Annotated in this window: 22 protein-coding genes; 5 read left to right on the top strand and 17 right to left on the bottom strand. The window is 71.7% G+C overall.

The window, feature by feature from the left end:
* Positions 1 to 413: 413 nt before the first annotated feature.
* Positions 414 to 950: a hypothetical protein gene (locus ADK36_RS36135; RefSeq protein ID WP_053200589.1), complete on the bottom strand. Its 537-nt coding sequence runs from the start codon at positions 948 to 950 to the stop codon at positions 414 to 416.
* Positions 951 to 1,273: 323 nt separating this feature from the next.
* Here ADK36_RS36135 and ADK36_RS36130 point away from each other — a divergent pair, with 323 nt between their 5' ends.
* Entirely contained in the window at positions 1,274 to 2,011 is a 738-nt protein-coding gene (locus ADK36_RS36130) for a VOC family protein (protein ID WP_053200587.1), read from the top strand.
* Positions 2,012 to 2,453: 442 nt separating this feature from the next.
* On the opposite strand, the gene ADK36_RS36125 is transcribed toward ADK36_RS36130, so the two are convergent.
* Positions 2,454 to 3,167 carry an alpha/beta fold hydrolase gene (locus ADK36_RS36125; RefSeq protein ID WP_053200585.1) on the bottom strand — a complete coding sequence of 238 codons (714 nt, stop codon included), beginning with the start codon at positions 3,165 to 3,167 and terminating at the stop codon, positions 2,454 to 2,456.
* Positions 3,168 to 3,334: 167 nt separating this feature from the next.
* Between ADK36_RS36125 and ADK36_RS51665 the strand changes: the two genes are divergently transcribed.
* The gene (locus ADK36_RS51665; RefSeq protein WP_425315458.1) at positions 3,335 to 3,670 is read left to right on the top strand and encodes a transposase family protein; all 336 of its coding nucleotides are present in this window, start codon (positions 3,335 to 3,337) and stop codon (positions 3,668 to 3,670) included.
* Positions 3,671 to 3,734: 64 nt separating this feature from the next.
* On the opposite strand, the gene ADK36_RS36120 is transcribed toward ADK36_RS51665, so the two are convergent.
* Together ADK36_RS36120 and ADK36_RS36115 are read right to left on the bottom strand one after the other, a co-directional pair.
* The gene (locus tag ADK36_RS36120) at positions 3,735 to 4,190 is read right to left on the bottom strand and encodes a hypothetical protein (protein WP_234330010.1); all 456 of its coding nucleotides are present in this window, start codon (positions 4,188 to 4,190) and stop codon (positions 3,735 to 3,737) included.
* 531 nt (positions 4,191 to 4,721) lie between these two features.
* Positions 4,722 to 5,270, bottom strand: a complete 549-nt coding sequence (locus tag ADK36_RS36115) for a GNAT family N-acetyltransferase (protein WP_053200583.1) — start codon at positions 5,268 to 5,270, stop codon at positions 4,722 to 4,724.
* A gap of 371 nt (positions 5,271 to 5,641) precedes the next feature.
* Here ADK36_RS36115 and ADK36_RS51660 point away from each other — a divergent pair, with 371 nt between their 5' ends.
* On the top strand, positions 5,642 to 5,848 hold the full coding sequence (locus ADK36_RS51660) for a DUF2180 family protein (RefSeq protein WP_078916321.1): 207 nt from the start codon (positions 5,642 to 5,644) through the stop codon (positions 5,846 to 5,848).
* A 329-nt stretch (positions 5,849 to 6,177) separates the two neighbouring features.
* On the opposite strand, the gene ADK36_RS51655 is transcribed toward ADK36_RS51660, so the two are convergent.
* The 5 genes from ADK36_RS51655 to ADK36_RS36095 all read right to left on the bottom strand — a co-directional run bounded on the left by ADK36_RS51655 (position 6,178) and on the right by ADK36_RS36095 (position 12,941).
* On the bottom strand, positions 6,178 to 6,351 hold the full coding sequence (locus ADK36_RS51655; protein ID WP_159029187.1) for a hypothetical protein: 174 nt from the start codon (positions 6,349 to 6,351) through the stop codon (positions 6,178 to 6,180).
* Positions 6,352 to 6,713: 362 nt separating this feature from the next.
* Positions 6,714 to 7,013 carry an AMP-binding protein gene (locus ADK36_RS36110; protein ID WP_048582724.1) on the bottom strand — a complete coding sequence of 100 codons (300 nt, stop codon included), beginning with the start codon at positions 7,011 to 7,013 and terminating at the stop codon, positions 6,714 to 6,716.
* Positions 7,014 to 7,070: 57 nt separating this feature from the next.
* Positions 7,071 to 10,019, bottom strand: coding sequence for a hypothetical protein (locus ADK36_RS36105; RefSeq protein WP_053200581.1), 2,949 nt, complete (start codon positions 10,017 to 10,019; stop codon positions 7,071 to 7,073).
* Positions 10,020 to 10,021: 2 nt separating this feature from the next.
* Complete coding sequence (locus ADK36_RS36100; RefSeq protein ID WP_053200579.1) at positions 10,022 to 11,860, bottom strand: HSP90 family protein; 1,839 nt, start codon at positions 11,858 to 11,860, stop codon at positions 10,022 to 10,024.
* Positions 11,861 to 11,948: 88 nt separating this feature from the next.
* Positions 11,949 to 12,941, bottom strand: coding sequence for a hypothetical protein (locus ADK36_RS36095; RefSeq protein WP_053200578.1), 993 nt, complete (start codon positions 12,939 to 12,941; stop codon positions 11,949 to 11,951).
* A 180-nt stretch (positions 12,942 to 13,121) separates the two neighbouring features.
* Between ADK36_RS36095 and pgm the strand changes: the two genes are divergently transcribed.
* Complete coding sequence (gene pgm / locus ADK36_RS36090) at positions 13,122 to 14,765, top strand: phosphoglucomutase (alpha-D-glucose-1,6-bisphosphate-dependent) (protein WP_048582720.1); 1,644 nt, start codon at positions 13,122 to 13,124, stop codon at positions 14,763 to 14,765.
* A 59-nt stretch (positions 14,766 to 14,824) separates the two neighbouring features.
* On the opposite strand, the gene ADK36_RS36085 is transcribed toward pgm, so the two are convergent.
* The 8 genes from ADK36_RS36085 to ADK36_RS36050 all read right to left on the bottom strand — a co-directional run bounded on the left by ADK36_RS36085 (position 14,825) and on the right by ADK36_RS36050 (position 24,220).
* On the bottom strand, positions 14,825 to 15,622 hold the full coding sequence (locus ADK36_RS36085) for an endo alpha-1,4 polygalactosaminidase (RefSeq protein ID WP_048582719.1): 798 nt from the start codon (positions 15,620 to 15,622) through the stop codon (positions 14,825 to 14,827).
* On the bottom strand, positions 15,619 to 16,281 hold the full coding sequence (locus ADK36_RS36080) for a spherulation-specific family 4 protein (RefSeq protein ID WP_048582718.1): 663 nt from the start codon (positions 16,279 to 16,281) through the stop codon (positions 15,619 to 15,621). The genes ADK36_RS36085 and ADK36_RS36080 overlap by 4 nt, the downstream gene beginning before the upstream one ends.
* The gene (locus tag ADK36_RS36075) at positions 16,278 to 17,216 is read right to left on the bottom strand and encodes an NAD-dependent epimerase/dehydratase family protein (RefSeq protein ID WP_053200576.1); all 939 of its coding nucleotides are present in this window, start codon (positions 17,214 to 17,216) and stop codon (positions 16,278 to 16,280) included. The genes ADK36_RS36080 and ADK36_RS36075 overlap by 4 nt, the downstream gene beginning before the upstream one ends.
* A gap of 6 nt (positions 17,217 to 17,222) precedes the next feature.
* On the bottom strand, positions 17,223 to 17,936 hold the full coding sequence (locus ADK36_RS36070) for a nucleotidyltransferase family protein (RefSeq protein WP_053200574.1): 714 nt from the start codon (positions 17,934 to 17,936) through the stop codon (positions 17,223 to 17,225).
* Positions 17,937 to 17,967: 31 nt separating this feature from the next.
* Positions 17,968 to 18,969, bottom strand: coding sequence for a GDP-mannose 4,6-dehydratase (locus tag ADK36_RS36065; protein ID WP_053200572.1), 1,002 nt, complete (start codon positions 18,967 to 18,969; stop codon positions 17,968 to 17,970).
* Positions 18,970 to 19,058: 89 nt separating this feature from the next.
* The gene (locus tag ADK36_RS36060) at positions 19,059 to 20,471 is read right to left on the bottom strand and encodes a hypothetical protein (RefSeq protein WP_048582714.1); all 1,413 of its coding nucleotides are present in this window, start codon (positions 20,469 to 20,471) and stop codon (positions 19,059 to 19,061) included.
* Entirely contained in the window at positions 20,468 to 21,979 is a 1,512-nt protein-coding gene (pelF, locus tag ADK36_RS36055) for a GT4 family glycosyltransferase PelF (RefSeq protein WP_048582713.1), read from the bottom strand. The genes ADK36_RS36060 and pelF overlap by 4 nt, the downstream gene beginning before the upstream one ends.
* A gap of 114 nt (positions 21,980 to 22,093) precedes the next feature.
* Positions 22,094 to 24,220, bottom strand: a complete 2,127-nt coding sequence (locus ADK36_RS36050) for a hypothetical protein (protein WP_048582712.1) — start codon at positions 24,218 to 24,220, stop codon at positions 22,094 to 22,096.
* A gap of 520 nt (positions 24,221 to 24,740) precedes the next feature.
* Between ADK36_RS36050 and ADK36_RS36045 the strand changes: the two genes are divergently transcribed.
* Positions 24,741 to 26,102, top strand: coding sequence for an APC family permease (locus ADK36_RS36045; protein WP_048582711.1), 1,362 nt, complete (start codon positions 24,741 to 24,743; stop codon positions 26,100 to 26,102).
* The last annotated feature ends 572 nt before the right edge of the window (positions 26,103 to 26,674 follow it).

Raw genomic sequence — 26,674 nt, 5'->3', positions numbered from 1 at the left:
CGCAGAGAGGCGCTGACAACCCCCGTGTACGGACCAGCTGTTGGTGCCTGTGAGGAGCAGGAGCATTCGCACGGCGGGCGGCGCGCCGCTGAGGCAGCGGCCGTCGCAGCCATGACTCGGCGCTCGTAGCGTCGAGCCTGTTCAGCTGGTCCTTCCATTGAGGATCGGAGGCGGGCGCTGTTCCGATGGGCCTTCAACACCCATGCGTCTTCAGCGGAGTTCGGCGAACTGGTCATGCCGTGACGGCAGGCGGCACCACTGACAACACCCCGGGTCGGGTGAAATCGCGTTCCGCGCACCACCTCCGCCGTGCCGGACAGGTACGGACAGACGTGGAACCGACCCGAGAAGCGCATCTGTCATTGCCACTGCTCATCTTCACGATCCACGTCGGGGATCGGCCCGAGGATCACTCACCCCGGCTTCAGTGAGCGGGTGCTCCGGAAGCCGTGGTCCTTCGCGTACGCCGCCACGTCCGTGCCGGTGGATGTCGGGAACTGCCGCTGGTCGTCCGGAAGCTCGGTGATCCGGAACGTCGACACCTGCTGAGGGCTGAGACCCTTGATCGCGGCCGAGGCCGTGGTGGAGCCGCCGTTCGCGGACCGCGTCACGTCGAAGGCGGACTCCGCGGCACGCGGGTCCGACCCGATCCGCGTCTCCTGGCCGTCGTCCACGCCGTCGCCGTCGGTGTCGGGCTTGGCCGGACTCGTGTGCCGGCCCAGCTCCTTTCCGTCGGCCAGTGCGTCGCCGTCGGTGCCCGCCCGCGCGAGTGGGGTCTTGAGCTGTGTCTCGCGCTGGTTCTGCACCTTGTCGCCGTCCGAGTCCTCCCTGCTGTCCTGGACCCCGTCACCGTGGCTGTCCGGCTTCAACGGACTGCTGCCGGTGCCGAGTTTGTCACCGATACCCGCCTCTACGGCACGGCGACCGCGCAGGCGTGGGACCGGCTGCACCCGAGGTGATGAGGATCTCGGAAAACGGCCCAGGCTACTCGTCGCCCCATTTGGTTCCGAGTTCAACGGAGTGGCGTAGCTTCACCCAGCGTCGCGCGTGTTGCCGGCTGGGGTCGCCCGCTGGTGGAGCGGGCGGGCCGAATCGGCCGACGCGGGCTTGAGCAGCAATCGATCGGTCAGGGGCGTCGGCGTCGGGGCTTGCCTGCGTTCACAGGACTCGCCCCGGTCGGAAGGCTCGGCAAGCGCGACCACAGTCACCACCTGGTCGAGCACATGTCTGATCGCGGCGGCCTGGGCTGGCGGAGTTTTCTAGGATCTGCGGCATGGGAACACGACTCGTGCAGATCAACATGAAGGCCCAGGACGACTCCGCGCTCGGCCGGTTCTGGGCGGAGGCACTCGGTTGGGGTATCGACAGCGAGGGACCCGGCGTGACCAACCTCGAACCCGTGGGCTTCGCCTATCCCGACCCCGTGGCCGTCTGCGTCGACATCGTCGCCCGCCCGGAACCCAAAACGGTCAAGAACCGCGTGCACCTTGATCTGGCCACTACTTCGACTGCCCATCAGGCGGAATTGGTCGCGCGCTTGAAGGATCTCGGCGCGACGCTCGCCGACGTGGGGCAGGGCGACGTCCCCTGGACGGTCATGGCCGACCCGGAGGGCAACGAGTTCTGCGTCCTGGAGCCCCGTCCGATCTACCAGGACACCGGGCCGATCGCTGCGGTGGTGGTCGACTGCACCGACCCACGAGGGATGGCCCGGTTCTGGGGACACGCGATGGACTGGACGCTGCACGAGGTCACCGACGACCACGCGACCATGCGCTCCCTCAAAGGCGTCGGCCCCTACCTGGAGTTCCTCCGCACCCCCGACACCAAGAGCGTGTGGAACCGCGTCCATCTCGACATCTGCCCCTACCCCGGTGACGACCTGGCCGCAGAGGCAGCCCGACTGCGCGCCCTGGGCGCCACCGACCCTGATATCGATCAGTCCGCAATCTCCTGGGCGGTTCTGGCCGACCCGGAAGGCAACGAGTTCTGCCTCCTCACGCCTCGCTGACCTTGAGCACGACTCCGGCTGGTTCCGGGGCAGCGGCGAAGACCGCTTGGCGTCAGCCCATGCCGCCGGAGACGGGGATGGCGTCCCCGGTCAGCCAGCGCGCGTCCCGGGGGGGCAAGAAGTCCACGAGCGGGCCGTAGCCATCGGCGGTGCCCGTACGGCTCCGGCGCCTACGGCGGCGCTACGCGCTGACCTCAGGCCACCCTGCAGGCCCCCCCCCGGGTGGGGCCGGCTGCCCATAGCGGTCTCTCCCTTGTGGTGCCCGGCGCCAGGTCAGGTGTCACATGACTGGGGAGATCCATCGAGCAGGTGTGGGGTGACTCCCCATCAGGGGGTGGCCAGTTTCCAAGGCGTGACGGCGGGAGGATCAGGGTGAGGGGGCGGGTGCAATCGGCAACGCCCGCAGTTCCGCACGTGACAACAAGCCGGCGGCTGCTGAGTCTTACGCTTCCTGTGCTGGGCGGGGTTCTTCCTCCGACCGCAGGAACGCCAGAACGGTCTTCGTGAACGCCATCGGTTCGGACTTGTGGATCAAGTGCCCGGCCGGAATGGTGACGACTCGCCCGTGGGGAATACGACGGGCCAACTCGAGGATGCCCTCCTGGGGCACATGACTGCCTGGCCCGCCAGCCACGACAAGGGTCTTGGCAGTGATCCTGTCGAGGCGTTCCAGCCATCCCGCATCCGGCGTGTCGACCTGCCGCCTGACGGCCAACACCACTTCCCAGTCGAACGTCAGCTTCCCATCCGGCCTGGTCGGAGTGGACTGTTCCCGAGGACGTGGGATCGGGACGTCCTCCAAGACGAGCCGGACCACACGATGCGGATGGTCCTCAGCAAGCAGATAGGCAACGATCCCTCCCATCGAGTGCCCCACCAGATCCACCCGGTCGAGTGCCAGTGCATCCAGAAAACCGAGCACGTCGTCCCGCATGAGTTGCAGCGAGTACTCCCCTGGCCAATCACTCCGGCCGTGACCGCGAAGATCGAGAGCATGGACACGCCGGCTGCGGGCGAAGACGGGTGCCACGCTGTCCCAGTCCGTGGCATCCTCGCCCAGCGCGTGCAACATGACGAGCGGCGGAGCGTCCGGCGGTCCCGAGACCTGATAGGCCAGCCGGACGCCTCCAACGTCAATCACGTGATGATCAGCCATGGCGGGAAAAGTATCGGGGCGCCCGCGCCGCAGAGGCACCGTTCACCAACAGCCGAACCGACTTCTGCCAGCGGCGGTGACAACAGCCCTGATTACCTTGCACGGGCCGCCCGCCTCACCGGCGACTTCCCCACCGCATACGCCACCGCACCGACCCTGGGAGCCGAGTGTTTCCTGGCGTGGCAATCAAGACGGTCGAGGCGCTGCTGTTTCCCTGCCGGTGCCCGGACTGCCGGAAACAGGCGGGCCACATACACAGCTCGTACCAACGCACCTTGGATGAAAGGCCGTTGAGTTCTCGACGGGTCATAGTCCGTTTGCCGTTGCGCCGGTATTTCTGTGATCGGAAGAGCTGTTCCCGCAAGACGTTCGTCGAGCAGGTGCCGGGCCTGTCCGAGCGGCCCCGCCGCTCCACCACCGGGCGGCATCGCACCTCCGAAATTCGACGGCTTCCTACTTCACGGCCACCTCGTCGACCGCGGCGGCCGACAAGGTGGCCGTGAAGTAGTGCGACTTGTTGGACAAGCCGTGGTATGTCAGTGCCGCGCCCGCGGACGCTGGAGCGGACTACGCGTAGAGCTTGATGCTGTTGATCGGCGTGATGTCGGCCACGCCGACGGTGTAGCTGTTGATGATCAGGCCGGTGCAGTTGGCACCGTTGTACCCGAAGCACAGCCGGGCCTTCGCGCCGGAGTGCTGGTTGTTGAAGACCCACTTCGTGCCGTACTGGTTGTTCAGGTTGTGGGCGCCGTACTCGTACCAGCGGTGGCTGGGCTTGCCGGCGTTCCAGTCGGCCTCGTTCTGGTACATGCAGACATAGCCGACCTTGCAGCCCGCGTAGTCCCCCTGCCGCGCTCCCACTTCACCGGCCTGCGCGGTCGCGGCGGTGGCGGCGAGAGTACCGGTAGCCAGTGCCAGCGCCACGGCGGTCCGCTTGATCTTCTTGAGCATCTGTTTCCCCTCGTTGGACGAGTACGCGGCGGCGAGGTGTCGCTCTCCGCGCCCCGGTTGCGTATGCAGCATCCTCACAAGCGGTCCGTGTTGCATGAACCTCTCATGTCCGAGGTTGACGCGTCCCGCCCCCCTGGCCCCCTGCGTATGGACAATCGACCAGAGGTTGACCGTCCTGAGTGAGCGGTGTGCATGGTGATTTTGCTGGTCACGGTCTCGCGCGGACATGCCGTCGCTGACACCCACCCGCTGACCCCAAGCCGGCAACGTCGCAGACACCGACCCCAGAGACACAGGGCGCCAGTACCTCACACGCGGCTTGCCCCGGTCCGCACCCTCACGGGACCAGCAACGTGCGTCAAGCTCCGCCCCGCCGGCATCGACCAGCGAACGGTGCAGCAGTGCCACGGCACCGGCATGTGCGCCCAGCGCAGTCCCTGTCCTTGCTGCCGGAAGTCGCAGACCACCTCAGGGCCCATCGCGTAGCGCGCAGCACGTCCGGGCCCGCGACGTGCTGCGGGCCCGGTATACCGCGGTTGAGGCGCCACCCGGGCGCCCACTGGCAGGGCGCCCCTGATGCGGGAGCTGTTCTTGAGGACGACCTCAACGGGACGGCGTGGCCGAGGACCACACACCGAACCACTGCTCGGCGCCGTACTCCTCGAACCGTTCCACCTCAGTGAACCCCAGCTTCGCCGCGAGGCGCATCGCGCGGTCGTTGGCAGTCTGGGTGCAGAGCACTACCGGCTCGCCGGGAAGCGCATCGGCGAACCAGTCGAGTGCCGCCGCGCACGCCTCCGCGGCGTACCCGCGTCCCCACGCCTGCGGCAGGAACATGTAGCCGAGCTCGGCCTCACCGGCATCCGGACGGACGTGGCCCGGACGCCCTGCGTCGCGCCGATCGAGCGTGACCATCCCGATCATCGCTCCGTCGAGATCGATCACGAAGAAGCCAGGGCGCCGCCCGGGCACCTCAGGCACCGCACGCTCGAGCTCAGCACGCAGCCGAGCGCCACCGACATAGGTGCCCACCTCCGGCGAGGCGAACAACTCGATGAACGCCGCGCGGTCCCGGGCCTCGGACTCACGGAGCACGAGCCGTTCGGTCTTCAACGGGGCAGGTGGCCAGGTGACGGGTCCGAGTTCAGTCATGGCGGTCATGGCGGGCAACCTATCGCACACCCCGGACAGGAACCCGGACGAGATGACAACTCCAGCAGCTTCTGACCCGCCGGCCCGAACCCGAACCCCGTGGATCGACAGCTCAGGATGCGGCGGGGTCCGACGGCTGCGACCGTATAGGTGAGGGGCGTATTCCACTCGGGCCGGAACGCCGGAAGGCAGGGGCAGAGCGAACGATGCGAGAGAGTCCAGCGCCGGCTGGCCACCCATCAGAGCGCCGCCGGTCAGAGCGGCGCCCGTCGGAGCGCCGACACCGCCCGTCGGCTTGAAGGCGCGACTTAGTCGCCCGCCAGCAGATGGCCCAGAGCATGCGATGACATCGTCCGAAGGAAGGGCCGGCCATGAACTGCTACGAATGTGCCCAGCTGGGTCGAACGGTGGCCGCGATCGCCGTCTGCCGAGTGTGCGGAGCAGCTGTGTGCGCTGATCACGTGCGCTCCGAGAGCAAACTTCTGCGTGAGACCGCGAGTCCGGGCAAGGTGACCCATGACCAAGCGGCCCGCGAGCTGACGTGCCCCGTATGCCGGCAGGCTGAGGAATCCGGGTAGGGCTTGGCTGTCGGCGGCGCCGACGACTTCGGCGACACCCGTCGGCAGGGCGTCGGTGATGCTTGCGAGGCTGGTGCGGATTGCGGCGCCAGGTCGGCCGCGTGGTGGGTGCAGTGCGGGTCGGTCAGTGGGCCAGGGCTGCGGAGCCGGCCACGAAGGTGTGCCTCGACGGTCTGTCCGGCCTCGCGCAGCAGTACGGCCACCTGTTCGACGTACCGCTCGGCCATCTCACTGATGCTGCCGGGCAGTTCGCCGCCGCCGATTCCGGCGGCCTGGACGGCGTACAGGGCCGTGTCCTCGTCGAGGTGCGGGCCGAGGGCCGCGCAGCCTCAGTCGATCCCGTCCAAGACCTCCACGAACTCGGTCGGCACGAGGTAGGCGGGCAGCTTCTTGGCGAGCCGGGCCCGCCGCTCGCCGGCGACAAGCGGCTCGGACCTTGGTCGACGCGGCACGACGTAGGCGACCAGCCGCTGGTCGCCCGGGCGCTCCTCGCAGGCGATCACGGCGGCTTGTGCGATCCCCGTCGAGCGCGGTCGGCGCGGTCTCGATCTCGCCGGGCCCGATCCGGTAGCCCCGGGCCTTGACCTGGTCCTCGACGCGTCCGGCGTACCCCAGCGCCCCGGCGGGGTTGCAGAGGGCCCGGTCGTCCGCCCGGTAGATCCGAGTGCCGGGCGCGCCGTACGGGTCGGCGACGAACCGTCGCTCGGGGCTCTGGCCGGGCCGGCCTGCGTGGCCGCGGGCGTGTCCGGCGCCGACGAGGTACAGCTCGCCCCACACACCGTCGGGCCCGCGGCGAGGTCGTCGTACGGTTCGAGCCGGTGGACGACACAGCCGACGGTCGCCTCCGTCGGACCGTACTCGTTGATCACCACGGCCTCGGGTGCCTCTCGCGCCACGCCTGGAGAGCGGTGCCGTCGAGTCCCTCGCCGCCGATGACCGTGCCGGTCTTCAGCACCGCGAGCAGCGCCACGACCACCTCCGGGCGGCGCGGCAGCACCGCAGCGACGTCGGTCCCCGCTCCGGCCCCGAGTTCGGCCAGGTGGTGGGCGAGCCGGCCCGCGTGGCGGTTCAGCTCGTCGTACGTCGGCTCCGTACCGTCCGCGACGACGGCCACGGCGTGCGGCGTGCGCGCCGCCTGTGCCTCGAACAGCTCCGTCTGCGGCACCCTGACACGCAACGGGCAGGGCGGCCCGCACCGCAGGCCACGGCCGCGCCTACCGGGTCACTCCTCCTCGCGCAGTCGGGCCGCCAGGGAGGTGAGCGCTTCGAGGTCCTCCGTGTGGCCCAGGTCGGTCAGGTGGGAGAGGGCCGCGTCGAGGCGGGTGAGGGCGGGGGCGGGGCGTTCCAGGTAGATGCCCTCCACTGCGCCCGCGAGGCGGACGCACTCGGCCCATTCGCCGGCGCGGCCGTCCTCCGGTCCCGGTTCCCCGAGCAGGGCCAAGGCCTTCTCCAAGGCGGCCAGTGCGGTCTCGTACTCGCCCGCGTAGGCGTTGACCCGGCCGTGTTCGTAAGCCAGGGCGGTGTCCAGGGAGCGGCCGTGACTCTCGTAGCCGGCGGCGCGGGCCTCGTCGGCGATCCGGCCGGCGTCGGCGAGGAAGGCGAGGGCGTCCGGCAAGCCGTCGGGGCCCTGCTGCTGCGCCTGGAGGCGGGCGAGTTCGCGCAGGCAGCTGCTGAGCTGCTCGTAGCGCGGGTCCCGGGCGTGGGCGGCGAGTGCCTGGTCCGCGGCCTCGCGGGCCCGGCCGAACTCGCCGGACTCGCCGAGGAGTGCGGCCGTCTCGGCGGCGATCATGGCGTGGCTTCCCGGGTCGTCGTCCCAGTCGGCCGACTCGGCCGCGAGGGCGACGAACTCCGCTGTGGCGGCCTTGAGGTCCTCCCCCGCGTGCAGCGCGCGGGCCCGGGTCAGACGCAGCTGCGCGACGAGCCGGTCGTCCAGCTCTCCGGCGGTGACGTCGGGTTCGGCCAGCAGGGAGTCGAGCAGTGCGATGCAGTCCTCGACGCGGCCGAGGTCGAGGCTGAGCTGGGCCGCGTTGCTGTAGGTGCAGAACGCGTCCGTCCGGCTGCCGTCGCGCAGGTCCAGCTCCGCGGAGCGCGTCAGGTGCCGCAGGGCCTCGTCGGGGCGGCCCAGGTGCATGCATGCCTCGGCCAGGTCACCGTGGAGGCGTCCGGTGTCGACCGCGTCGGCCGGCCAGTCGGCGGCCAGGCGCAGGCCCTCGGTGAGGTTCGCGTGCGCGGCCTGCGGGTCGCGGAGGGCGAGCTGGATCCGGCCGCGCATGCCGAGCGTGCGGGGCAGGTGCCAGGCGGGGCCGTGCGCCTTCAGTCGGTCGAGCAGGGCGTCGATCTCGGTGACGGCGGCGGGCAGGTCGCCGGAGATGGCGTGCGCGCTGGCGCGCAGCAGCAGGGCGCCGGAGATCTGTCCGGCGAGATCGTGCCGGGTGGCGAACCGGTGCAGCAGGTCCGCCTCGGCGAAGACCGGCGCGACGTGCTCCTCGTTCCCCGTCGTCTGAAGGCGCAGACCGAGGGCGGTCGCCCGCAGCCGCAGCAGGCGGGCCTCCTGGTGCGGAACGAGGCCGGGCGTCTCCTCGTGCAGGCGGACCATGGCGGCGTGGGCGGCGGTCAGCGCGGCCGCCTTCGCCTCGGTTCCGTCCGTGGCCTCCGCGCCCTCCGCGGGGATCTCGGCGGTGGCGAGCAGGGCGCAGGCGCGGGCGAGCACCGCGTCACCCGGCCGTCCGGCGTCGTCGTAGAGGGCCGCGGCCTCCTCGTGGAGGGCGGCGGCGTCGGCGTACTCGTCCTTCCCGCCCGCCCGGCCCGCCTCCTCGGCCAGCAGGTCGGCGCGCAGCCGGCCGAGCGGGCCCACGGCCGGGTCGTCGGGGTGGGTGTAGTCGCGGGCGGCGACGAGGGTGCGCAGCCGCGCCCAGCAGGCGCGGGCGTCCGGGTGGCCCTGCTCCTCCAACGTCCTTGCCCGGGCGATGAGTTCGGGCAGGTCCTCGGGGACGGCGGCGGCCGTGCGGGGGGCGGGTGCGGCAACCGGGACGGCCGGGGCGACGTCGTCGAGGCTGCGGGTGCGCAGGGTCAGTTCCAGCGCGTCGAGGAGGGGAGCGCGCTCGAGGCGGGTCCTGCGGCGGTCGGTGTGGGCCGTGGTTCCGTTGCGGGCGTCGAAGCGGGCGGCGAGGTCGTCGGCGCGCCCGCGTACCTCGGTGCGCAGTCCGGCCACCGTCCAGGTGCGGCCCGCGTACCCGGGGGCGGGCAGTTCGCCGTGGCCGAGGCCCTCGACGCGCTGGAGGAGGACCTCCACGCCGGTGAGGAAGCCGAGCTGGTCCAGCGGCGAGTCGACCTCGTCGAACAGGTTCCGGTTCTCGGCGAGCAGTTCCAGGCCGCGTGCCTCGTTCCCGGTCAGCGCGCAGAACTCCAGGTGCCGGCCCACCTCCTGGGCCATGGACGGGTTGCGGCGGCAGCCGCGGTAGCCGGTGAGATGCAGTTCGCGGGCCCGGTCGGCGCGGCCGGTGCGCAGCAGGGGCAGCAGCGCGTACGAGAGGGAGCGGGCGGGCTCCTCCTGGCAGGACTCCTTCCCGGCCAGGACGGGCTCCCAGGCGCGCAGCGCCCGCTCGTCGTCGCCCGTAGTGAGGTGGTACAGGGCGCGCTCGCAGATCTCGCAGGCCTCGCAGTCGCTGAGCCGGGTGCGGGTGCGGCCCGCCCACAGCTCGTAGGCGAGGGCGGTGTTCTCGCCGACGTGGGCGGCGAGCTGGTACGCCTGCCCGTAGTAGGGCTGGAGGCCGAGGTCGGCCTTCTCGTAGCGGTCGCGCATCTCGGTCAGCCACTGGCGCAGGCTGGCCAGCGGTATCTCGGGCAGCTGGCGCAGGGCGTGGCCGACCCACTTGAACCGCCAGAACAGCATGTGGCGCAGACGGTCGTCGAAGACGTCGGGCTGCTCGTCGAAGAGGGTGAGCAGGCGGGCGAAGACGACGGGCGACTTCCGGGGTTCGGAGCCGTAGGTGTACGCCTCCTGGAGTTCGAGGAGCGCCTGGACGAGCGCGACGGGCTCCTCGAACTGCTCGGCGGCGTCGACGAGTTCCTCGGCGGTGACGGTGCGGGTGCGGCCGTAGGGGCGCCGGTCGTTCTCCTGGAGCGCCTGGTACAGCTCGTCCGTGTTCTGGGGATGCGGTGCGGTCGGCATGGTCAGCTGTCCTTGCGGAGGGCGTGGGCGAGAAGGTCGAGGAAGGAGCGGTTGATGAGGCTCGACTCGGCGGGCCTGAGCGGGCGCCGGGACAGCATCGCGGCCTGCCCGTAGAGGGCTTCGACGCTGGTGCGGGCCAGCTCGGGCTCGTCGATGGCGACGGCGGTGCGGACCAGGGGGTTGAGCTGGTTGAGGATCAGCTGGGCCCGGGGGGCCTCCTGGCGCAGGGCACCGAGGATGTCGCCCCACAGGCCGCCTTCCTGCTCACGGGCGAGCTGGGAGCGGGTGCGTTCGTGCCGGGCCTCGCGGCTGTCGATGAGGAGGGCGGGCGCGGAGACGGGCTGGAAGGTGCGCAGCGCGACGTCGCAGTCGAAGACGGCGAGGGCGTCGCGGGCCTGTGCGAGGTAGGCCGCGGCGGCGAGTTCGGTCTCCCGGTCGACGGGGTCGAGGTGGGCGGTGAGGGTCGCCGGGTCGAGGTCGGCGACGGTGGCCTCGGGCCTGATCTCGGGCAGCCGGTGGACCAGTTCACGGTCGTAGGTGTAGCCGCCGTTGACGACGCCGAGCCCGGCCGCCGAGGCGATGGCCGCGACCTGCCGGAACTCCTCCACGCTGGATGTGACGAGCACGGTGCGGTGGGTGCGCGCGAACTCGTCGAGGGTGCAGTGCCCGTCGGTGGTCTCGAACGGCAGCCAGGGCAGCAGCATCCGCAGGATCTCGTCGTCGTGCACCGCGAGGGACTTCACGGCGAGGTGGTGGGCCTGGAGGAAGCGGCCGAGCAGGTCCGGGTCGCTGGCGGCGGCCCGGGCGATCCAGTCGCGCAGCCGCTCGGCGAGGGCGTCGCGGACGGCGGCGAGCGTGTCGTCCTCGTACAGGGACTCGCGGGACGCCGTCGGGCGCAGGCTCTCGGCGTCGACGACGCAGCGGACGAAGAAAGCCCATTCGGGCAGGATCTCCTCGGCCTGCTCGGACAGCAGCATGCCCTTGACGTGCACGCGGTGGCCGTGGCGGCGGCCAGCCGGGACGGCCTCGGGCAGCACGCAGGCGATGCCCTTCAGACCCACGGCCGGCAGGTCCAGTTCGATGGTGTCCAACGGCTTGAACCCGAAGACCTCTTCGCCGTACGCGGCCAGCGCGCGGGAGCGGGCTCCCGGCGTGGGGTACGTACCCGTCCAGGGCGCGGGCTCGGGGTTGACGGGCGCACCCGGGCCGCCTGTGCCGTCGTCGAAGGTGACCGGGTGGCGCAGCAGGGAGCCGAAGTGGCGGGCCAGCGCGTGCACCTGGGCCGGGCGGGTCCACTCCCCCGCGTCGGCGCGCGGTGTGAGCGTGACGGTGGTGCCGGGACGGGGGCGGGCGGAGGCGGGCAGGGTCCGGACGGTGTAGCTGCCGTCGCCGCGTCCGCGCCACTCCACGGCGGGCGCGTCAGGGGTACGGGCGGAGCGGCTCAGGACGTGGATCTCGTCCGCGACCAGGAAGCAGGAGAGCAGGCCGATGCCGAACTGGCCGATGAAGTCGGCACGTTGCTCGGCGATCCCCTCGGCGCGCTTGCTGCTGCGGCCGATGGTGGCGAGGAAGGTGTGCACGTCGGCCTCGGTGAGACCGACGCCGTCGTCCTCGACGCGTACGACGGAGCCGTCGGCGTACAGGCGGATGCCGAAGGCGCCGTGGGACTCGATGGCGTGCCGTGCGGTGAGGGCGTCGACCGCGTTCTGCATGAGTTCGCGCAGGTAGACGCGGGGGCTGGAGTAGAGGTGGTGGGAGAGGAGGTCCACCAGGCCGCGGAGGTCGACCTGGAAGGTGCGGTCGGTGGCGGCATGGTCGGCGGTGTTGTCGCGCAGGGGCATGGGTCAGTCCGGGGGTGAAGGGAACGGCAGGAGTGGGCGGTGGTCCGCGGGACCGGCCGAAGACGGGCGGGACGGTGTGGCCGGTGGCTCAGAAGGCCTTGCGGAAGCGTGCGTACGCTTTCTCCGGGTCCGCCATGAAGGTCCACGGCCACTCGGTGATCACACCGTCCAGCTCGCGGAAGACATTGGAGGCCTTGCTGCTGCCCGCCAGCGAGAGGGCCATGGCAAAGATGTTGTAGTCGCCCTGCCAGCCCAGGCTGCGCTCGTACGCGTGGTGCAGGATGCTGCGCTCCGCGGCCTCTCTCAACTCGGTCCGGATCCGCGGCTGCTGGAGGCAGTCGCGGTCGTCGGACTCCACCCAGTCCTCGATATGCGCCATGGCGACGACGCAGCCGAGCCGGTGTCCGTCGGGCGCGGCGGCGAAGGCCTTCCGGGCGAACTCCAGGGCCTGGCCCGGCTCTCCGCCCCAGCGGGGCTGGAGGTGCGACACCCACTCCAGATGGATGTCCAGGTTCAGCGGATCACGGCGCAGGCCCGCCGCGAGCCGGGCGTCCTGGACGCTGTCGTCGACGGACATGCCGCGTCCCGAGGTGAGCAGGTGACGCCACGGTGTGACCCACTCGGGCCGCAGCTCGGCGGCCTCGAGCAGATGCTCCTCGGCGATGCGCAGCCGTTCGTAGAAGGTCTGCCACTGCTCACGGCTGACGTCCACGGCACGGGCGGACGTGCGCGCCTCCCAGCCCCAGGCGACATGGCGCGCACCCGATATCAGCAGTGCGGTCGCCCGGAGCTCCTTGTCGTCCTTGTCCTGCTCGGCAGCCCGGACGATCCACTCCTCCACACCGTCCACATCGGTCAGTTGCCCCAGGACCGCCTGCTCACGGCCTAGGTCGAAGGGGGTCAGCGCCGCCTTGACCGCCTCCCAGTCCCCCGCGTCGGCCGCCTCCACCAGAGCGAGCACCCGGGTGTCGCCGAGCGCGCGCAGCGTGTAGGTCCCGTTCTTCTGCCTGCGCGGGGCCGGCAGGGCGTACGGATCCGTCACCGGTCTCTCCGCACCCCTGCCGAACAGCTTGCCGAACATGCCGCGCCCTCCCCTGGTCCCGCGTGATCTTGCGGTGCAGCATAAACGGCCCCACCGACACCGCTTCCACAGGGTTTTCACTCGCGCTTCACGGACTGGTTCACGACGCCCGGCGACAGCCCGCCGGCAGGGGAGAATGAACGCCGTACCCCACGGTCGACTCTTCTTGAGGAGCGGGAAATGCAGGACGCGCGAGCGGGACAGGTCGCCGGACCCCAGGACCTCGTCGATGTGGCCCGCCTGGTCACGGCGTACTACGCGCTGCACCCCGACCCGGCCGAACCGGGGCAGCGAGTGGCGTTCGGCACCTCGGGGCACCGCGGCTCGTCCTTCGCGGCGGCGTTCAACGAGGACCACATCGCGGCCACCAGCCAGGCGATCTGCGAGTACCGCGCCGCCCAGGGCACCGACGGCCCCCTCTTCCTCGGCGCCGACACCCACGCGCTGTCCGAGCCCGCCCGGATCACGGCGCTGGAGGTGTTCGCCGCCAACGACGTGACCGTCCTCATCGACCAGGCCGACGGCTACACGCCCACCCCCGCGGTCTCGCACGCCATCCTCGCCCACAACCGCGGCCGTACGTCCGGCCTCGCCGACGGCGTCGTGGTCACCCCCTCGCACAACCCGCCCGCCGACGGCGGCTTCAAGTACAACCCGCCGAGCGGCGGCCCGGCCGGTTCCGAGGCGACCTCGTGGATCCAGGACCGCGCCAACGAGATCATCACGGGTGGCATGAAGGACGTACGGCGCATCCCGTACACCCGCGCCCTGGCCGCACCCGGCACCGGCCGCCACGACTTCCTCGGCACGTATGTGGCCGACCTGCCGAACGTGCTGGACCTGGACGCGATCCGGGCGGCCGGCGTGCGCATCGGCGCCGATCCGCTCGGCGGCGCCTCCGTCGCCTACTGGGGCCGGATCGCCGAGCAGCACCGGCTCGACCTGACGGTGGTGAACCCGCTCACCGACCCCACCTGGCGTTTCATGACGCTGGACTGGGACGGCAAGATCCGCATGGACTGCTCCTCGCCGCACGCCATGGCCTCGCTCATCGAGCGGCGCGACCGGTTCGACATCGCCACCGGCAACGACGCCGACGCCGACCGGCACGGCATCGTGACGCCGGACGGGGGCCTGATGAACCCCAACCACTATCTGGCCGTGGCGATCTCGTACCTGTTCTCACACCGGGGGCAGTGGCCCGCGACCGCCGGGATCGGCAAGACCCTGGTGTCGTCCGGCATGATCGACCGGGTCGCGGCGGACGTCGGCCGGCAACTGGTGGAAGTACCGGTCGGATTCAAGTGGTTCGTGGACGGCCTGTCCGACGGCACGCTCGGCTTCGGCGGCGAGGAGTCGGCGGGCGCGTCCTTCCTGCGCCGCGACGGCTCGGTGTGGACCACCGACAAGGACGGCATCATCCTGGCGCTGCTCGCCTCCGAGATCACGGCCGTCACCGGCAAGACGCCCTCGGAGCACTACGCGCGGCTCACCGACCGCTTCGGAGCCCCCGCCTACGCGCGCGTCGACGCCCCGGCCTCCCGCGAGGAGAAGGCGCTGCTCGCCAAGCTGTCCCCGCGCCAGGTCACCGCCGACACCCTCGCCGGCGAGCCGGTCACCACGGTGCTCACCGAGGCTCCCGGCAACGGCGCCGCCCTCGGCGGAATCAAGGTCGCCACCGCCAACGCCTGGTTCGCGGCCCGTCCTTCGGGCACCGAGGACGTCTACAAGATCTACGCGGAGTCGTTCCTGGGCCCGGACCATCTGCGTCGCATCCAGGAAGAGGCCAGGTCCGTCGTGCTCGCCGCGCTCGGCGGCGCCTGACCCGGACGTGAACGACCGTCCGGAGCGCGCTCAAGTGCCAGGGCACTTCGCGGCGGTGGTCAACACGGCCTGCGCCAGGTGTCCAGTTCCGGCTTCTTCAGCATCGACGACAGGCGCAGCTTGCGGGACGTCGGGCAGAAGCGGTCCGTGGGCTCCGCGTACTCCACGTGGAAGACCGCCTTGCCCGCCGCGGTGAACGGTTCGAGGAGTGCGCACTCGTCGTACTGCGCGCACTCCTCGTTGACCGCGAAGTCGAAGTCGTCGAGCAGGTGGGGGATCTGGGCGAGGTCGTTCTTGAGGCCCACGGCGAGGCCGCGCTCGTGGGCGATGGCGGCGATCATGCGGTTGTACCGGAGCTGGTGCCGCGCCGTGAGCGGGAAGCCGGTCTCGTTCCCGTAGCCCTCGACCAGGTCCGGTTCCACGGCGTCGAAGCCCTTGTCCCGGCACATGTCGAACCGGCGTTCCATGAGGGGCCGCAGGAGCGAGAGTCGGCGGATGTCCAGCCAGCGTTCGCCGTGCCAGCCGTTGGGCCTGCCGAGTACCGAGCGGGGGAAGGCGCCTCGGTCGGGTCGGAAGTCCTCCCAGGCGCCTACGTTGACGTAGCAGATCACCTTGCGGCCGTCCCGGTGCAGGCGGGCGACGTCGTCGGCGGAGTTCTCGAAGCCGTCGATGTCGTAGACGGGTACGTCGACGGACGGGTCGACCTCGCCGTCGAGCTGCCACTGCCACGCGAGCCCGGGTCGCGGCTGCCAGCGCACGCCGGGGGCGGGGGCGGGGGCCGGGGATGGAGCGTTGCCGCCGGAGCACCCCACCAGGGTGATCAGGGCGGCCACGACGGCCGGCACCGTCCGCCTCACCGGTCCGCCTCCGCCAGTGCGGGGGTCAGCCGCGACCAGGGGTTCGGTGGTTCTCCCGTGACCGGTCCGCTCACACCCGCGCCCCGCTCCCCCGCGGTCCGCAGGGCGAGCGGCACGAGCGGTTCGGGCACCCCGTAGACCAGGTGGCACAGCCGCTCGGCGGGCAGCCGCGTGGTCCACGAGGGGCGGCTGAAGTCCGACACGTACCGGGACCAGGGGCCTTCGAAGGTGACCGTCAGGTCGGCGAGGCGGGCGTAGCCCGGTGCGGGGTGCACGCCCGGGTTGAGGACGACGGTCGAGGCACCGAGCCGGCGTGCGGAGCGGACCAGCCGGCGGCAGTCCGGCAGTCCGTGCGGGGCCGCCGGTACCTGGTCCAGGAAGCAGCCGTCGACGGCGTACCACTCCTGGTGCCGGCGCAGTTCGGCGGTGATGTCCCCGGGGTCGCGGGCGCCGTAGTCCGTGTCGAGGTAGCCGAGCAGCCGGGCTCCCGCCGTGCGCAGCGCCTCGGCCGCCGCGACGAACGCCGGATCCGGGGCTCGGCCGGGTCCGTTCGCGGGGTTCAGCACGACGGCGTAGGTGCGTGCGGCGCAGGTGATGAGCCGGTGCCAGGCGGCCGGGTCCTCCGCCGGATGCACGTACAGCGGGATCAGCAGGCTCACCGCGCCGGTACCCCCTCGTCGGTGTGGGCCCGTGGGCGGGCGGCCGCCCACAGCGCTGCCAGAGACGCGCCGAGGGAGTGGGACGGCGACCAGCCGAGGGCGTCGCGTGCGGCGGTGATGTCGGAGCACTGCCACGACACCTGCGCGGACCGGGCGGATCCGCCTGCCTCCTCCTCGGCGATCCGGCCCCGGAAACCGGCCGCGTCCGCCAGCGTCCGCACCAACTCCCGCACCGGGCGGGCGTCGCCGCCGCCGATGTTGAGCACGGGCGGCAGTGGTCCCTCGGCGGTGACCGCCCGTCGGGCCGCCCACGCCACGTCGCGTACGTCCACGAAGTCGCGGTGCGCGGACAGGTCACCGAGCCGCAGCACCGCCTCCGTGTCGTCACCGGCGTCCGCGAGCGAGGCGGCCAGCAGCGCGGCGACCCGGCCGGGCAGCCCGGTGGGCGGGGCTCCCGGGCCGACCGGGTTCCCCACCCGCAGCACCACCGCGTCCAGCCCGGACGCGGTCACCGCCACCGTGCCCGCCAGCTTGGTCGCACCGTACGGCCCGGCCGGCCGGGTCGCGGCCGACTCGGTCACCCGCACTGCGGGGTCGGTGGGCCCGTACTCGGCGGCCGAGCCCAGATGGACCAGGCGGGCCCCGGGCGCCGCGTCCCGGAGTGCCGCGCACAGCACGGCGGGGCCGCGGGCGTTCACTTCCGCGAGCGTGACGGCGTCGCCCCCGGTCGCGCCCGCGCAGTTGACGACGGCGTCGGGTGCGAGGGCCGCCAGCGCCGCCGCCAGGTCCTGTGGGCGGTCGGCGGCCAGGTCGACCCTGGCGTCGGCGGCCAGGGAGCGACCGCCGACGAACACCGCTGCGCCCGGCAGGGTGCGCAGCCGCTCGGCGACGTGCGTGCCCAGGTAGCCGGTGGCGCCGAGTACGAGGATGCGCATGGCTCCTCAGGCCCCCTTGAGCAGCAGCGACTTGCGGCTGGTGAACTCCGCGTTGGCCCGGTCGTAGTCGTCGGGGCGGCCGATGTCGAGCCAGTAGCCGTCGAACGCGTAGGCGTGCGGAGGGCGTCCGGCGGCGAGCAGGTCCATCACCAGTTCGTCGAAGCCCAGCGGCAGCCCCGGCGTGTAGTCGTCGAGCGTGGCGCGGGAGACGCCGTAGACGCCCATGGACACCCGGTAGTCGATGCTGGGCTTCTCGGTGAAGGCGACCACCCGGCTGGCGTCGGTGGTCAGCACCCCGAAGTCGATGTGTACCTTGCGGGCGTAGGTGGCGATGGTCAGGGGCGTGCCCGACGCCTCGTGCGTGCGCAGCACGTCGGCGTAGTCGAGGTCGGTGAGGACGTCGCCGTTCATCACCAGGAAGTGTTCGGGCAGCCGGTCGCGCAGGATGAGCAGCGGGCCCATGGTGCCGAGCGGGCTCTCCTCGGTGGCGTAGTCGACCTTCAGGCCCCACTGGGTGCCGTCGCCGACGTAGGCGCGGATGATCTCGCCCAGGTGGCCGATGGCGATGGTGCAGTGGGTGAAGCCGGCCGTGGACAGCTGGCGCAGCACGATCTCCAGGATCGCGTGCTGGTCGCCGATGGGGACGAGCGGCTTGGGCAGCGCGGTGGTGTACGGCCGTAGCCGGACGCCCTTTCCACCGGCCAGGATCACTGCGTGCATGGCGTACCTCCTGCGATACGTGCCGGTCGGGTCAGATGTTGTAGATGCCGGTCTTGTAGCGGGCCAGGTTGGCCGGGTCGGTGAACCACCGCGCGGTGCGTGCGAGCCCCTCCTCCAGCGTGCTGCCGGGCCGCCAGCCGGTCGCCGCGGTCAGCCGGGTGGCGTCGGCGACGAGCCGCATCACCTCGGAGCCCGCCGGCCTCAGGCGCGCGGAGTCCTCCCGGACGTCGAGCGGGGCGTCCATGACCTTGCCGATCAGCGCGACGAGGTCGCCGACGGATATCTCCCCGCCGGTCCCGGCGTTGAAGGTGCGGCCCACGACCTGTTCCGCCGGGGCGGTGCCCACCGCGAGGAACGCCTGAGCGGTGTCCTCGACGAAGGTGAAGTCCCGGGTGGGGCGCAGGTCGCCGAGCGTGATGGTGCGCTGCCCGGCCGCCACCTGGCCGACGACGGTGGGGATCACCGCACGCATCGACTGGCGCGGGCCGAAGGTGTTGAACGGCCGCAGCGTCACCACGGGGGTGCCGAAACTGGCGTGGTAGCTGTCGGCCAGCCGGTCGCCGCCGGCTTTCGAAGCGGCGTACGGGGACTGGGTGTTGATGGGGTGGTCCTCGGTGATCGGCACGGTCTGCGCCGTGCCGTACGTCTCGCTGGTCGAGGTGTGCACCAGACGCGGGGTCTGAAGGGCGCGCACCGCCTCCAGCACGTTGAGCGTGCCGGTGACGTTGGTGTCCACGTAGCTGTGCGGGGCCTGGTAGGAGTACGGGATCGCGATGAGCGCGGCCAGGTGGTACGCGCAGTCGGCGCCGTCGAGCAGGCCGCGCACCGAGCCGGGATCTCGTACGTCGCCGAGGACGATCTCCACCTGGTCCAGGACGTCGGAGGGCAGGGTCTCCAACCAGCCGTAGGAGGAGAAGGAGTTGTACTGGGCCATGGCCCTCACACGGTGGCCGGAGACGACGAGCGCCTCGGTGAGATGCGAGCCGATGAATCCTTCGGCCCCGGTGACGGCGGCGAGCGGTGCGGAGGTCAACTCGTTGTCCCTTCGTAGTGGTCGTCGGACGGGGGACCCCGGCGTGGACGGGATGCGGGGTCTGTGGTCCGCCGGGGTGGTTCGCGTGGTCAGGCGTGCGGTGAGGGCCGGCCGAGCAGGCGTATCGCGCAGGCCGCGAGACACGCGGCGGCCACCCCGCAGGCGGACGGCAGCACGACCGGTTCCGGTGGCAGGTGCAGCAGGGTCACCGCTCCGGCCACGCCGGCGGCGGCCAGGCAGAGCACGGCGGGCGGCCAGGCCACCCCGAACGCCTGCAGGAGCAGGGCGGTCCACAGGGCCGCCGCGAGCAGGAGCAAAGTGGCCTCGGAGTCGGTGAGCAGGGCCGCCGGCAGCAGCAACAGCAGATAGCCGGACAGGCACAGGCCGAGCACGGCGGCCGAGCGCAGCAGGAATGTGCCGGGCGTCGCGCTGACCCGTAACGCCGCGACCGACCAGCCGCGGTAGCGGTACAGCAGCCACTCCGCGGGGCCCATGCTGAGGGTCAGTGCGATCACCGCGTACGGCTGCCGTCGGCCCTCCAGCATGACCAGCACCGCCGCCGCGAGTCCGAACAGTCCGTACGGCACGGATGCGTGCAGTCGGGGCCGCCCGGCGTCGGAAGCGGCCGGGCCGGCGCGGCCCGCCCACAGGACTCGTCCCGCGGCCATCGAGGTGGCCAGCAGGGCCAGGAGTGGCAGGGCGACCCGCGGCGCCGGTCCGGGCTCCCACCACGGGAGCACCCCGGCGCCCGCGATGAGCGGGCTGAGCGCGGCCAGGAGCAGTCGCTCGCGGCCCAGGACGAGCAGCACGCTCGCTGCGGCCAGGTACAGCGACTGGGCCGCCGCCACCGCGATGGCCGACGCGCCGTCGGCGGGCAGCGCCCCGAGGGCCGTGGCCAGTGCGGCGCCCAGCGCGGACCCGGCGAGCAACGTGCCTGACGCCTCCCGGCGTCCGGTCACCAGCCGCAGGTGTGCGCGATGGCCCAGTGCCTGTCCCCACGCCCACGAGGCGATGCCCGCGACGATCAGTACGGGGGCGTGCCGGTCGACGGGCCACAGCGGCGCGATGAGCAGGTACGCCAGGGCGGGCAGCGCGAAGAGCACGCCGCGCAGCAGGCAGCGCACGGTGTCGGGTCGCCATGGGTCGGTCGCGGGTGGCGGCTCGGGGAACGTCCGGGGCACCCTCTCGTACAGCGCGGTCGCCAGCGAGAAGAGGTCGGGGTGGCCGTACCTCTCCTTGATCAGCGAGGCGGACAGGCCCTCCGCCTCCAGCAGCGCCGCCACCTCGTACGGGTGGACGGCGGGCCCTATGGCGTCGGCGAGTTCGGCGGCGAGCGTGCTGACCGCCTCCTCGTCGGGACCGTGGCCGGGCAGCCGTATCGCGAGTGTGGCGTCGTCCAGGGCCCAGCGTGGGCGGCGGCGCGGCGGGCGGGGTTCCGCCAGCCGCAGGGCGAGGGTGTCCTGCCCCGCGTCGCCGGGTTCGAGGGATATCGGTCCGCTCATCCGGTGAGGCTCCTCGTGCCGGTGACCGTCGGAGCGGGCAGCACGACTCTGGCGGGCAACTCCGTTTGCCCTGCCGCCAGTTCGTGGTAGATGGCGCGGAAGGTGTCGATGGTCTGCCGCAGTGTGAACTGCTCGATCACCCGCAGCCGCGCCGCCTCGCCCATCGCCCGGCGCCGGACGGGATCGTCCAGCAGCTCCAGCGCGGCGGCGGCCATCGCGGCCGGGTCGCGCGGCGGCACCACCAGGCCGGTGTCGCCGACGGCCTCGCGCACGCCTCCGACGTCGGTGGAGACGGTCGCCCGACCGCACGACATGGCCTCGATCAGCGTGAACGGGAAGCCCTCGCTGATGCTGGACAGCATCACCACGTTCCCCGCCGCGTAGGCGTCCCTGATGTCGTCGACGCGGCCTTCGAAGGTCACCGCGTCGCCCTGCCCCAGCTCGGCGGCCAGTGCCTCGCAGCGCTCGCGGTATGCCTCTCCGCCCCGGGGCGTGCCCCCGAACAACCGCAGGCGGGCGTCGGGCAGTCGGTCCCGGACGAGGGCGAAGGCGCGGATCAGGGTCTCCAGGTCCTTGATCGGGTCGACCCGGCCGGCCCAGCTCAGGGTGAGGGACTCCGGCTCCGGTCCGGCCGGCGGGAAGGCGGCGGGGTCGACGCCGTTGTAGACCGTGCGGATCGACGCCGGGTCGGCGCCGCCCTGCTCCTCCCACAGCCGGTTGTAGCGGTTGCCGGGGGTGATCAGGGCCGCCTGGCGGTAGCTCTCCTCGGCCAGCAGCCGGAAGAAGCCCAGGATCACCGCCTTGACCGGCCAGCGGTACGGCGCGGTGCGATAGCCGAGGTAGCGCTCGCGCAGATAGACCCCGTGCTCGGTGAGCAGCAGCGGAACCCCGTGCCGCTCGCGTGCGGCCAGCCCCGGCAGGACGGCGACGCCGCCGCTGACGGCGTGAGCGACACCGTCCTGCGGGGGCGGCGCGGCCAGCGGGCGCAGCGCGTGTTCCAGCAGGGCGGTGGCGGTGAGCGCGTCGTGCAGGGTCGGCAGCGCCTCGCGCACGGCGAGCCCGGGGCGCGTCCATACGGCGGTCAGGATCGCGATAGCCGTGTCGCCCCGTAGGAACGCGCTGAGTTCGCCGCCTGCCGCGGCCCGCGCCAGGGTGTGCAGGGCGGGTGCGAAGGCGTCCTCGGCGCCGGGGTCGACGAGCGCGGTCAGAAACCGCTCGTACGCACCGACGAGCCGCCTGCGGGACCGGCCGCGCGGTGGGCGGCCCTCCGGAGCGGCGCCCCACATGGGAACGGACAGGACGCCGCGGACGTGGTCGGGTAGATCCCACACGATCGGCTCCCGGCCGGTGCCGGTGACGGCGATGACGTCGAACTCGATGTCGGGCATTCCGGTGACGAGTTGGTCGCACCAGACGCTCACACCGCCATGGCTGTGCGGGTAGGTGCCTTCGGTGAGCAGGGTGACGCGCGCGGCGGCGTTGCGTCGCGCGCCGTGGTGAACGTGCATCGATGTGCTCCACGGCCGAGGTGTGGGGAGGGGTGCCGGTCCCGGCCGCCGACGCGACGACGCCTGGTAGCGCCGTACGCCGCGGCCGGGGACCGCTCGCTGCCGGTGTTCCGGTCAGCTCCCTGCGGGCAGGACCGGCTCGGCCACGCCCGCGGGCACACGGGCGTCCGGTGCCGGGTCGGTGGCCGGCGCGGAACCTTCCGTGCCGGTGGCCGTGGAGGGGGCCGCGGACTGCGGCAGGGTGAGGGTGAGCGGCGTGGCTGCCGCGGCGGTCCATGCGGAGCGTTCGCCCGCGTACGCGTCGCCGAAGGCTGAGCCGGCTCGTGTGGTGCCCTCGGGCATCGTGGCGGGGACGTCGACGCCGGCGGGGCTCTCGATGGTGACGGTGTCGCCGATCCGGTAGGCGGTGACCTGCCCGTCATCCACGGTGGTCCGCCAGGAGGCGCGCCTCTTCAGTTCGTTCCCGATGTCCTTCATCCGCGGATTGACCAGCGGTGTGTTCTGCGCGAACAGCGTGTCGTAGGTGTCGAGCACACCGTCCAGGACCGGGTAGGCGATCCGGTCCTCGGCCAGGTTGGACTGGTGGATGAAGTGCGGCTTGGGGTCGTTGCCGAGGACGTGGCCGAGGGCGATCTGCCGCTCCAGGGGCACGATGTGCCGCGTGTAGCCGGTGGCCGTGTCGAGCGGCTCGGGCAGGCAGGTGGTGGTGGCCGGGTTGTCCTCGCAGATGCCGCTGCCGCCCTGTGCGCGGCCGGTGTAGATCCAGTTGTACTCGTCGACCTGCTCGGCGGCCCGGCCCGCGTTGTAGAAGATGTTCATCGGGTACCGCGGGACGGTGGTGGCGGGGCCGACCTGCCGCTGGGCGGGCTCGCGGGAGTTGTCCGAGGCCAGCCAGGTGATGCCGGTGTCGGCGAGGGCGAGCGCCAGGTTGGGGTTGTCGGCCGGCTGCTGCGGCAGGACCCGCAGTCCGGAGTGCTCGCCGGTCACCAACTCGTCGTTGTCCAGGGGCAGTCCGGCCGTCCGGCCCCACGCGGTGTTGTGGGCGATCTCGTCGGCGACGTCGGTGCGGCTGACCCACTTGGTGCTGCCGTCGGCGTTGGTGGCGCACCGCCACGGCACCACCGATGTGTCCTGTTCGCAGCCCAGGAAGGCGTGCGTGTAGGTGTGGTTGATCCAGCGGAACTCGGCCCGTTCGGCGACGAGCCGGTCGGCCAGCGGGTCGGCTCCGTCGTTGTCCTCGCGGTGGTCGACGCTGCCGGCGCCGTTGTAGGCGAGGTCGAGGGTGAAGCCGCGCTCGCGCTGCCAGGTGACGGCGTGGTCGACGTCGGCGGGCGTCATCCTGATCGGGTCGGGCGTGGCGTTCGGGTCGGTGCAGTCCACGTCGCCGGGTGTGCAGTTGAGCGTGGAGTTCCAGCGGTCGTCGGCCGCGAAGACGTCGTCGACGTGTACGGCGAAGTAGTTGCGGGAGGCCCCGAGGTGCACGCCGCCGGTCATCCACTCGACGATGCCGCGGGCCAGCAGCCGGAACTGCTGCTGGTACTGGTTGTAGACGAAGGTGACGACGAGTTCACGCCGCCCGTCGTGCCGGTACTCCCCCACCAGCGAGCCCTGCTCGGCCGTGCCCGGGATCGGCGCCTGCACGTACGGGGTGAAGTCGGCACCCGCCGCCGGGGTCGACAGGAAGGCGTAACTCTCGCCGACACTCGGCGAGTTGTCCTCGAACGGCACCGGCCCGTCGAGGTAGCCGAACGGGCCCGCCCGACCGGCGTCCGTCACCTGGGCCCGCACTCCGTCGACGCTGCCCGAGTAGCCGCCGTCGACCGGGTACTGGAGCCCGGCCTCGGGGCGGGCGTAGGTGTACGCGTCGACCTGCGGGATGTCGTAGGTCTTCTCGTACGCCACCAGCGCGGCCATCTCCGGCGAGTCCGCCGGGAACGGGTTGTCGTTGGGCAGCACGACCGCCTGGAACCTGGCGCGGTCCCGGCCGTCCACGGTGTCCGCGAGGTAGCCGGCGTCGATCACGGGGCGGTCGGACCGTGTGAGGTCGATCTCCGTGTACGGCGTGCCCGCGGTGTCCAGTTCGGCGGCGATGGCGTCGGTGGCCGGGCCGCCGTCGCTCACGACGAGCACCCGCAGGTCGATGCGGGGCGGCGGCGCGTCCACCGCGTGCGCGGCCGGTGCGCCGAGGGCGGCTATGAGCGCGCCCGTCGTGAGCAGGGTGGTGCGTAAGGTCCGCTTCATGCGGCGTTGTCCCCTCCCCGGGCAGGGGTGAGCATTGCTCCGCCGAGCGGACGCACCCCCGCGCGTGACGCCGGCTTCCCCCTCAGAGACCGGTCGTCGACGCATCCGTCGCGTCAAATAGTGAGGTATCTGTGGAGCTTTCGTGTACCCGGCGCGCAACCTGACGGAAAAACGCAGGTGCGCCTCGCAGGGCCGCTCCGGCCGGACCGTGTGCCCGGCCGAGGATCACGGACATCCGTGGACGCCGCTTCGGACTCTGCCACCCAGGTGGGAGGGGAAATCACCGCATCCGCGGACCGCCGGGGCACGCCAGCGCGACCGCCACTGGTATAGACCTGTCCGCCGGTGGCCCGCGTGCCGGTTTCAGGTCACCTCCCCGGCCGTCGTGGCGGCCGCCACGCGTGACGGCGTCGAAGAAACAGGTACGTCCTTGAACGAAGGAGCGAAGGCATCACTCACCGTCGGCCGGGCAAGTGAGTCGTTGTCCGGCTCAGTGGTCAACGCCTTAGGGGGAGCCTTCGTGTCCGCAACCGGAAGTGACGCCACCGCACCGGAGAGACAGGACGACACCGCACTGCGGCGGGCCATCGGTCCGAAACTGCTGGTCCTGTTCGTCATCGGGGACATCCTCGGTACCGGGATCTACGCCACCACCGGCCAGGTCGCCGGCAAGGTCGGCGGAGCGCTGTGGCTGCCGTTCGTCATCGGCTTCGTCGTGGCCATCCTGACGGCGGCCTCGTACGTGGAGCTCGTCGGCAAGTACCCGAAGGCGGCGGGCGCGGCGCTCTACACCCAGAAGGCGTTCAAGGTCCCGTTCCTCACCTTCATCGTCGCCTTCATGGTCATGTGCTCGGGCCTGTCGTCGGCAAGTGCGGCGGCCCGCGCCTTCAGCGGCGACTACCTCGCCGAGTTCACCGACTTCTTCCCGCCCACTCTCATCGCGGTCCTGTTCATCCTCGCCCTGGCGGCGCTGAACCTGCGGGGCGTGTCGGAGTCCGTGAAGACCAACGTGGTCCTCACCGTGGTCGAGCTGACGGGCCTGCTCATCATCCTCACGATCGGCGCCTGGGCGGTGCTGTCCGGTGACGGTGAACCCTCGCGGCTCGGCGAGTTCCAGGCGGAGGGCACCGGCTTCGCGCTGATGACCAGCGTGCTGGGAGCGACGGCACTCGGCTTCTTCGCCTTCGTGGGGTTCGAGGACTCCGTCAACATGGCCGAGGAGACGAAGGATCCGGTACGTACGTTCCCGCGCGCCATCTTCACCGGTGTCGTGGTGACCGGCACCATCTACATCCTGGTCGCCCTCGTCTCCTCGCTGCTCGTCGACTACCGCGTACTGGAGGACTCCAGCGGACCGCTGCTGGAGGTCGTCAAGGCCGGCGGACTCGACTTCCCGCCCAAGCTGTTCGCGCTGATCGCCCTCTTCGCGGTCACCAACTCGGCCCTGATCAACATCATGATGGCGTCGCGGCTGTGCTACGGCATGGCCAACGAACGCATCCTGCCGCGCGCCCTGGGCCGCGTCCTCCCCCGCCGCCGTACACCGGTGGTAGGCATCGTCTTCGTCTCACTCCTCGCCATCGGGCTGGTCTCCACCGGGGAGATCGAGGGCCTCGGCGACACCACGGCCTTCCTGCTCCTGTGCGTCTTCGCCGTCGTCAACATCGCCGTCCTCGTCCTGCGCCGGGACCCAGTCGATCACCAGCATTTCCGTACGCCCACGGTCCTGCCGGTCCTCGGCGCCCTCACCTCCCTGATCCTGGCCAGCCCGCTGTCCGACCGGCCCGCGAACGTCTACATCCGGGCAGGCGTACTGCTGGCGATCGGAATCGGGTTGTGGGGACTGAACAAGCTGGTGCTACGGGCGCGCGGCGAGGGGTGATCGCGTCGCGCGTCAGGGTTCCGGCCGGTCACACCGCCAACGCGGTCGACGCCCATGGGAAGTTGGGAAGTGCTGGGTGGCTGCCGCAGGGAGCCACCTGGGCGCGGAGCTGACACCAGGGGAAGGCTGTGCGCCATCGGCCGCCGGGCCCGACGAGCCGCCACTCCGGCTGGTCGGGCCCGTGCCGGATCAGCTGCGCCGGGGGCGTGGTCGCCACGGTGAGCCGGTGGTTCACGCCCCGGACGCGGGCGGCGCTTTCGTGGAAGGCGACTTCCCTCGCTGCCGGTGGGCCGCGCGGCGCCGGGCCGCCGGGACGAAGACGAACAGCACCGCCGGGAACGGCCGCTCCAGGGGCGGCCCGGCGTAGGTCTCCTGCCAGCGGCTCAGGGGGCCTGGGCGGCGTTGCCGGGCCCACTCGCAGGCGAGTTGCGGTAGGCGTCGTAGCGCAGTCGGCCAACTCGCCCGGCCCAGCACCCCGTTCGAAGCAGACCGAGCATACGAACGGATGGAGAACGGCCAGTTGGCGGCCATGGCAAATCGGTACCGGCGGACGTCGTTCGACCCCTGCCATG

Source organism: Streptomyces viridochromogenes (genome assembly GCF_001270495.1).
Classification (GTDB): Bacteria; Actinomycetota; Actinomycetes; order Streptomycetales; family Streptomycetaceae; genus Streptomyces; species Streptomyces viridochromogenes_A.
Note: the sequence above shows the minus strand (reverse complement) of the source record. Positions and strands in the feature narration are given on the sequence as shown.

Coding starts and splice junctions, on each gene's coding strand:
- ADK36_RS36130 (WP_053200587.1), top strand. CDS start 1,274: ATGGGAACACGACTCGTGCAGATCAACATGAAGGCCCAGGACGACTCC.
- ADK36_RS36125 (WP_053200585.1), bottom strand. CDS start 3,167: ATGGCTGATCATCACGTGATTGACGTTGGAGGCGTCCGGCTGGCCTAT.
- ADK36_RS36120 (WP_234330010.1), bottom strand. CDS start 4,190: ATGCTGCATACGCAACCGGGGCGCGGAGAGCGACACCTCGCCGCCGCG.
- ADK36_RS36115 (WP_053200583.1), bottom strand. CDS start 5,270: ATGACTGAACTCGGACCCGTCACCTGGCCACCTGCCCCGTTGAAGACC.
- ADK36_RS51660 (WP_078916321.1), top strand. CDS start 5,642: ATGAACTGCTACGAATGTGCCCAGCTGGGTCGAACGGTGGCCGCGATC.
- ADK36_RS36105 (WP_053200581.1), bottom strand. CDS start 10,019: ATGCCGACCGCACCGCATCCCCAGAACACGGACGAGCTGTACCAGGCG.
- ADK36_RS36100 (WP_053200579.1), bottom strand. CDS start 11,860: ATGCCCCTGCGCGACAACACCGCCGACCATGCCGCCACCGACCGCACC.
- ADK36_RS36095 (WP_053200578.1), bottom strand. CDS start 12,941: ATGTTCGGCAAGCTGTTCGGCAGGGGTGCGGAGAGACCGGTGACGGAT.
- pgm (WP_048582720.1), top strand. CDS start 13,122: ATGCAGGACGCGCGAGCGGGACAGGTCGCCGGACCCCAGGACCTCGTC.
- ADK36_RS36075 (WP_053200576.1), bottom strand. CDS start 17,216: ATGCGCATCCTCGTACTCGGCGCCACCGGCTACCTGGGCACGCACGTC.
- ADK36_RS36070 (WP_053200574.1), bottom strand. CDS start 17,936: ATGCACGCAGTGATCCTGGCCGGTGGAAAGGGCGTCCGGCTACGGCCG.
- ADK36_RS36060 (WP_048582714.1), bottom strand. CDS start 20,471: ATGAGCGGACCGATATCCCTCGAACCCGGCGACGCGGGGCAGGACACC.
- pelF (WP_048582713.1), bottom strand. CDS start 21,979: ATGCACGTTCACCACGGCGCGCGACGCAACGCCGCCGCGCGCGTCACC.
- ADK36_RS36050 (WP_048582712.1), bottom strand. CDS start 24,220: ATGAAGCGGACCTTACGCACCACCCTGCTCACGACGGGCGCGCTCATA.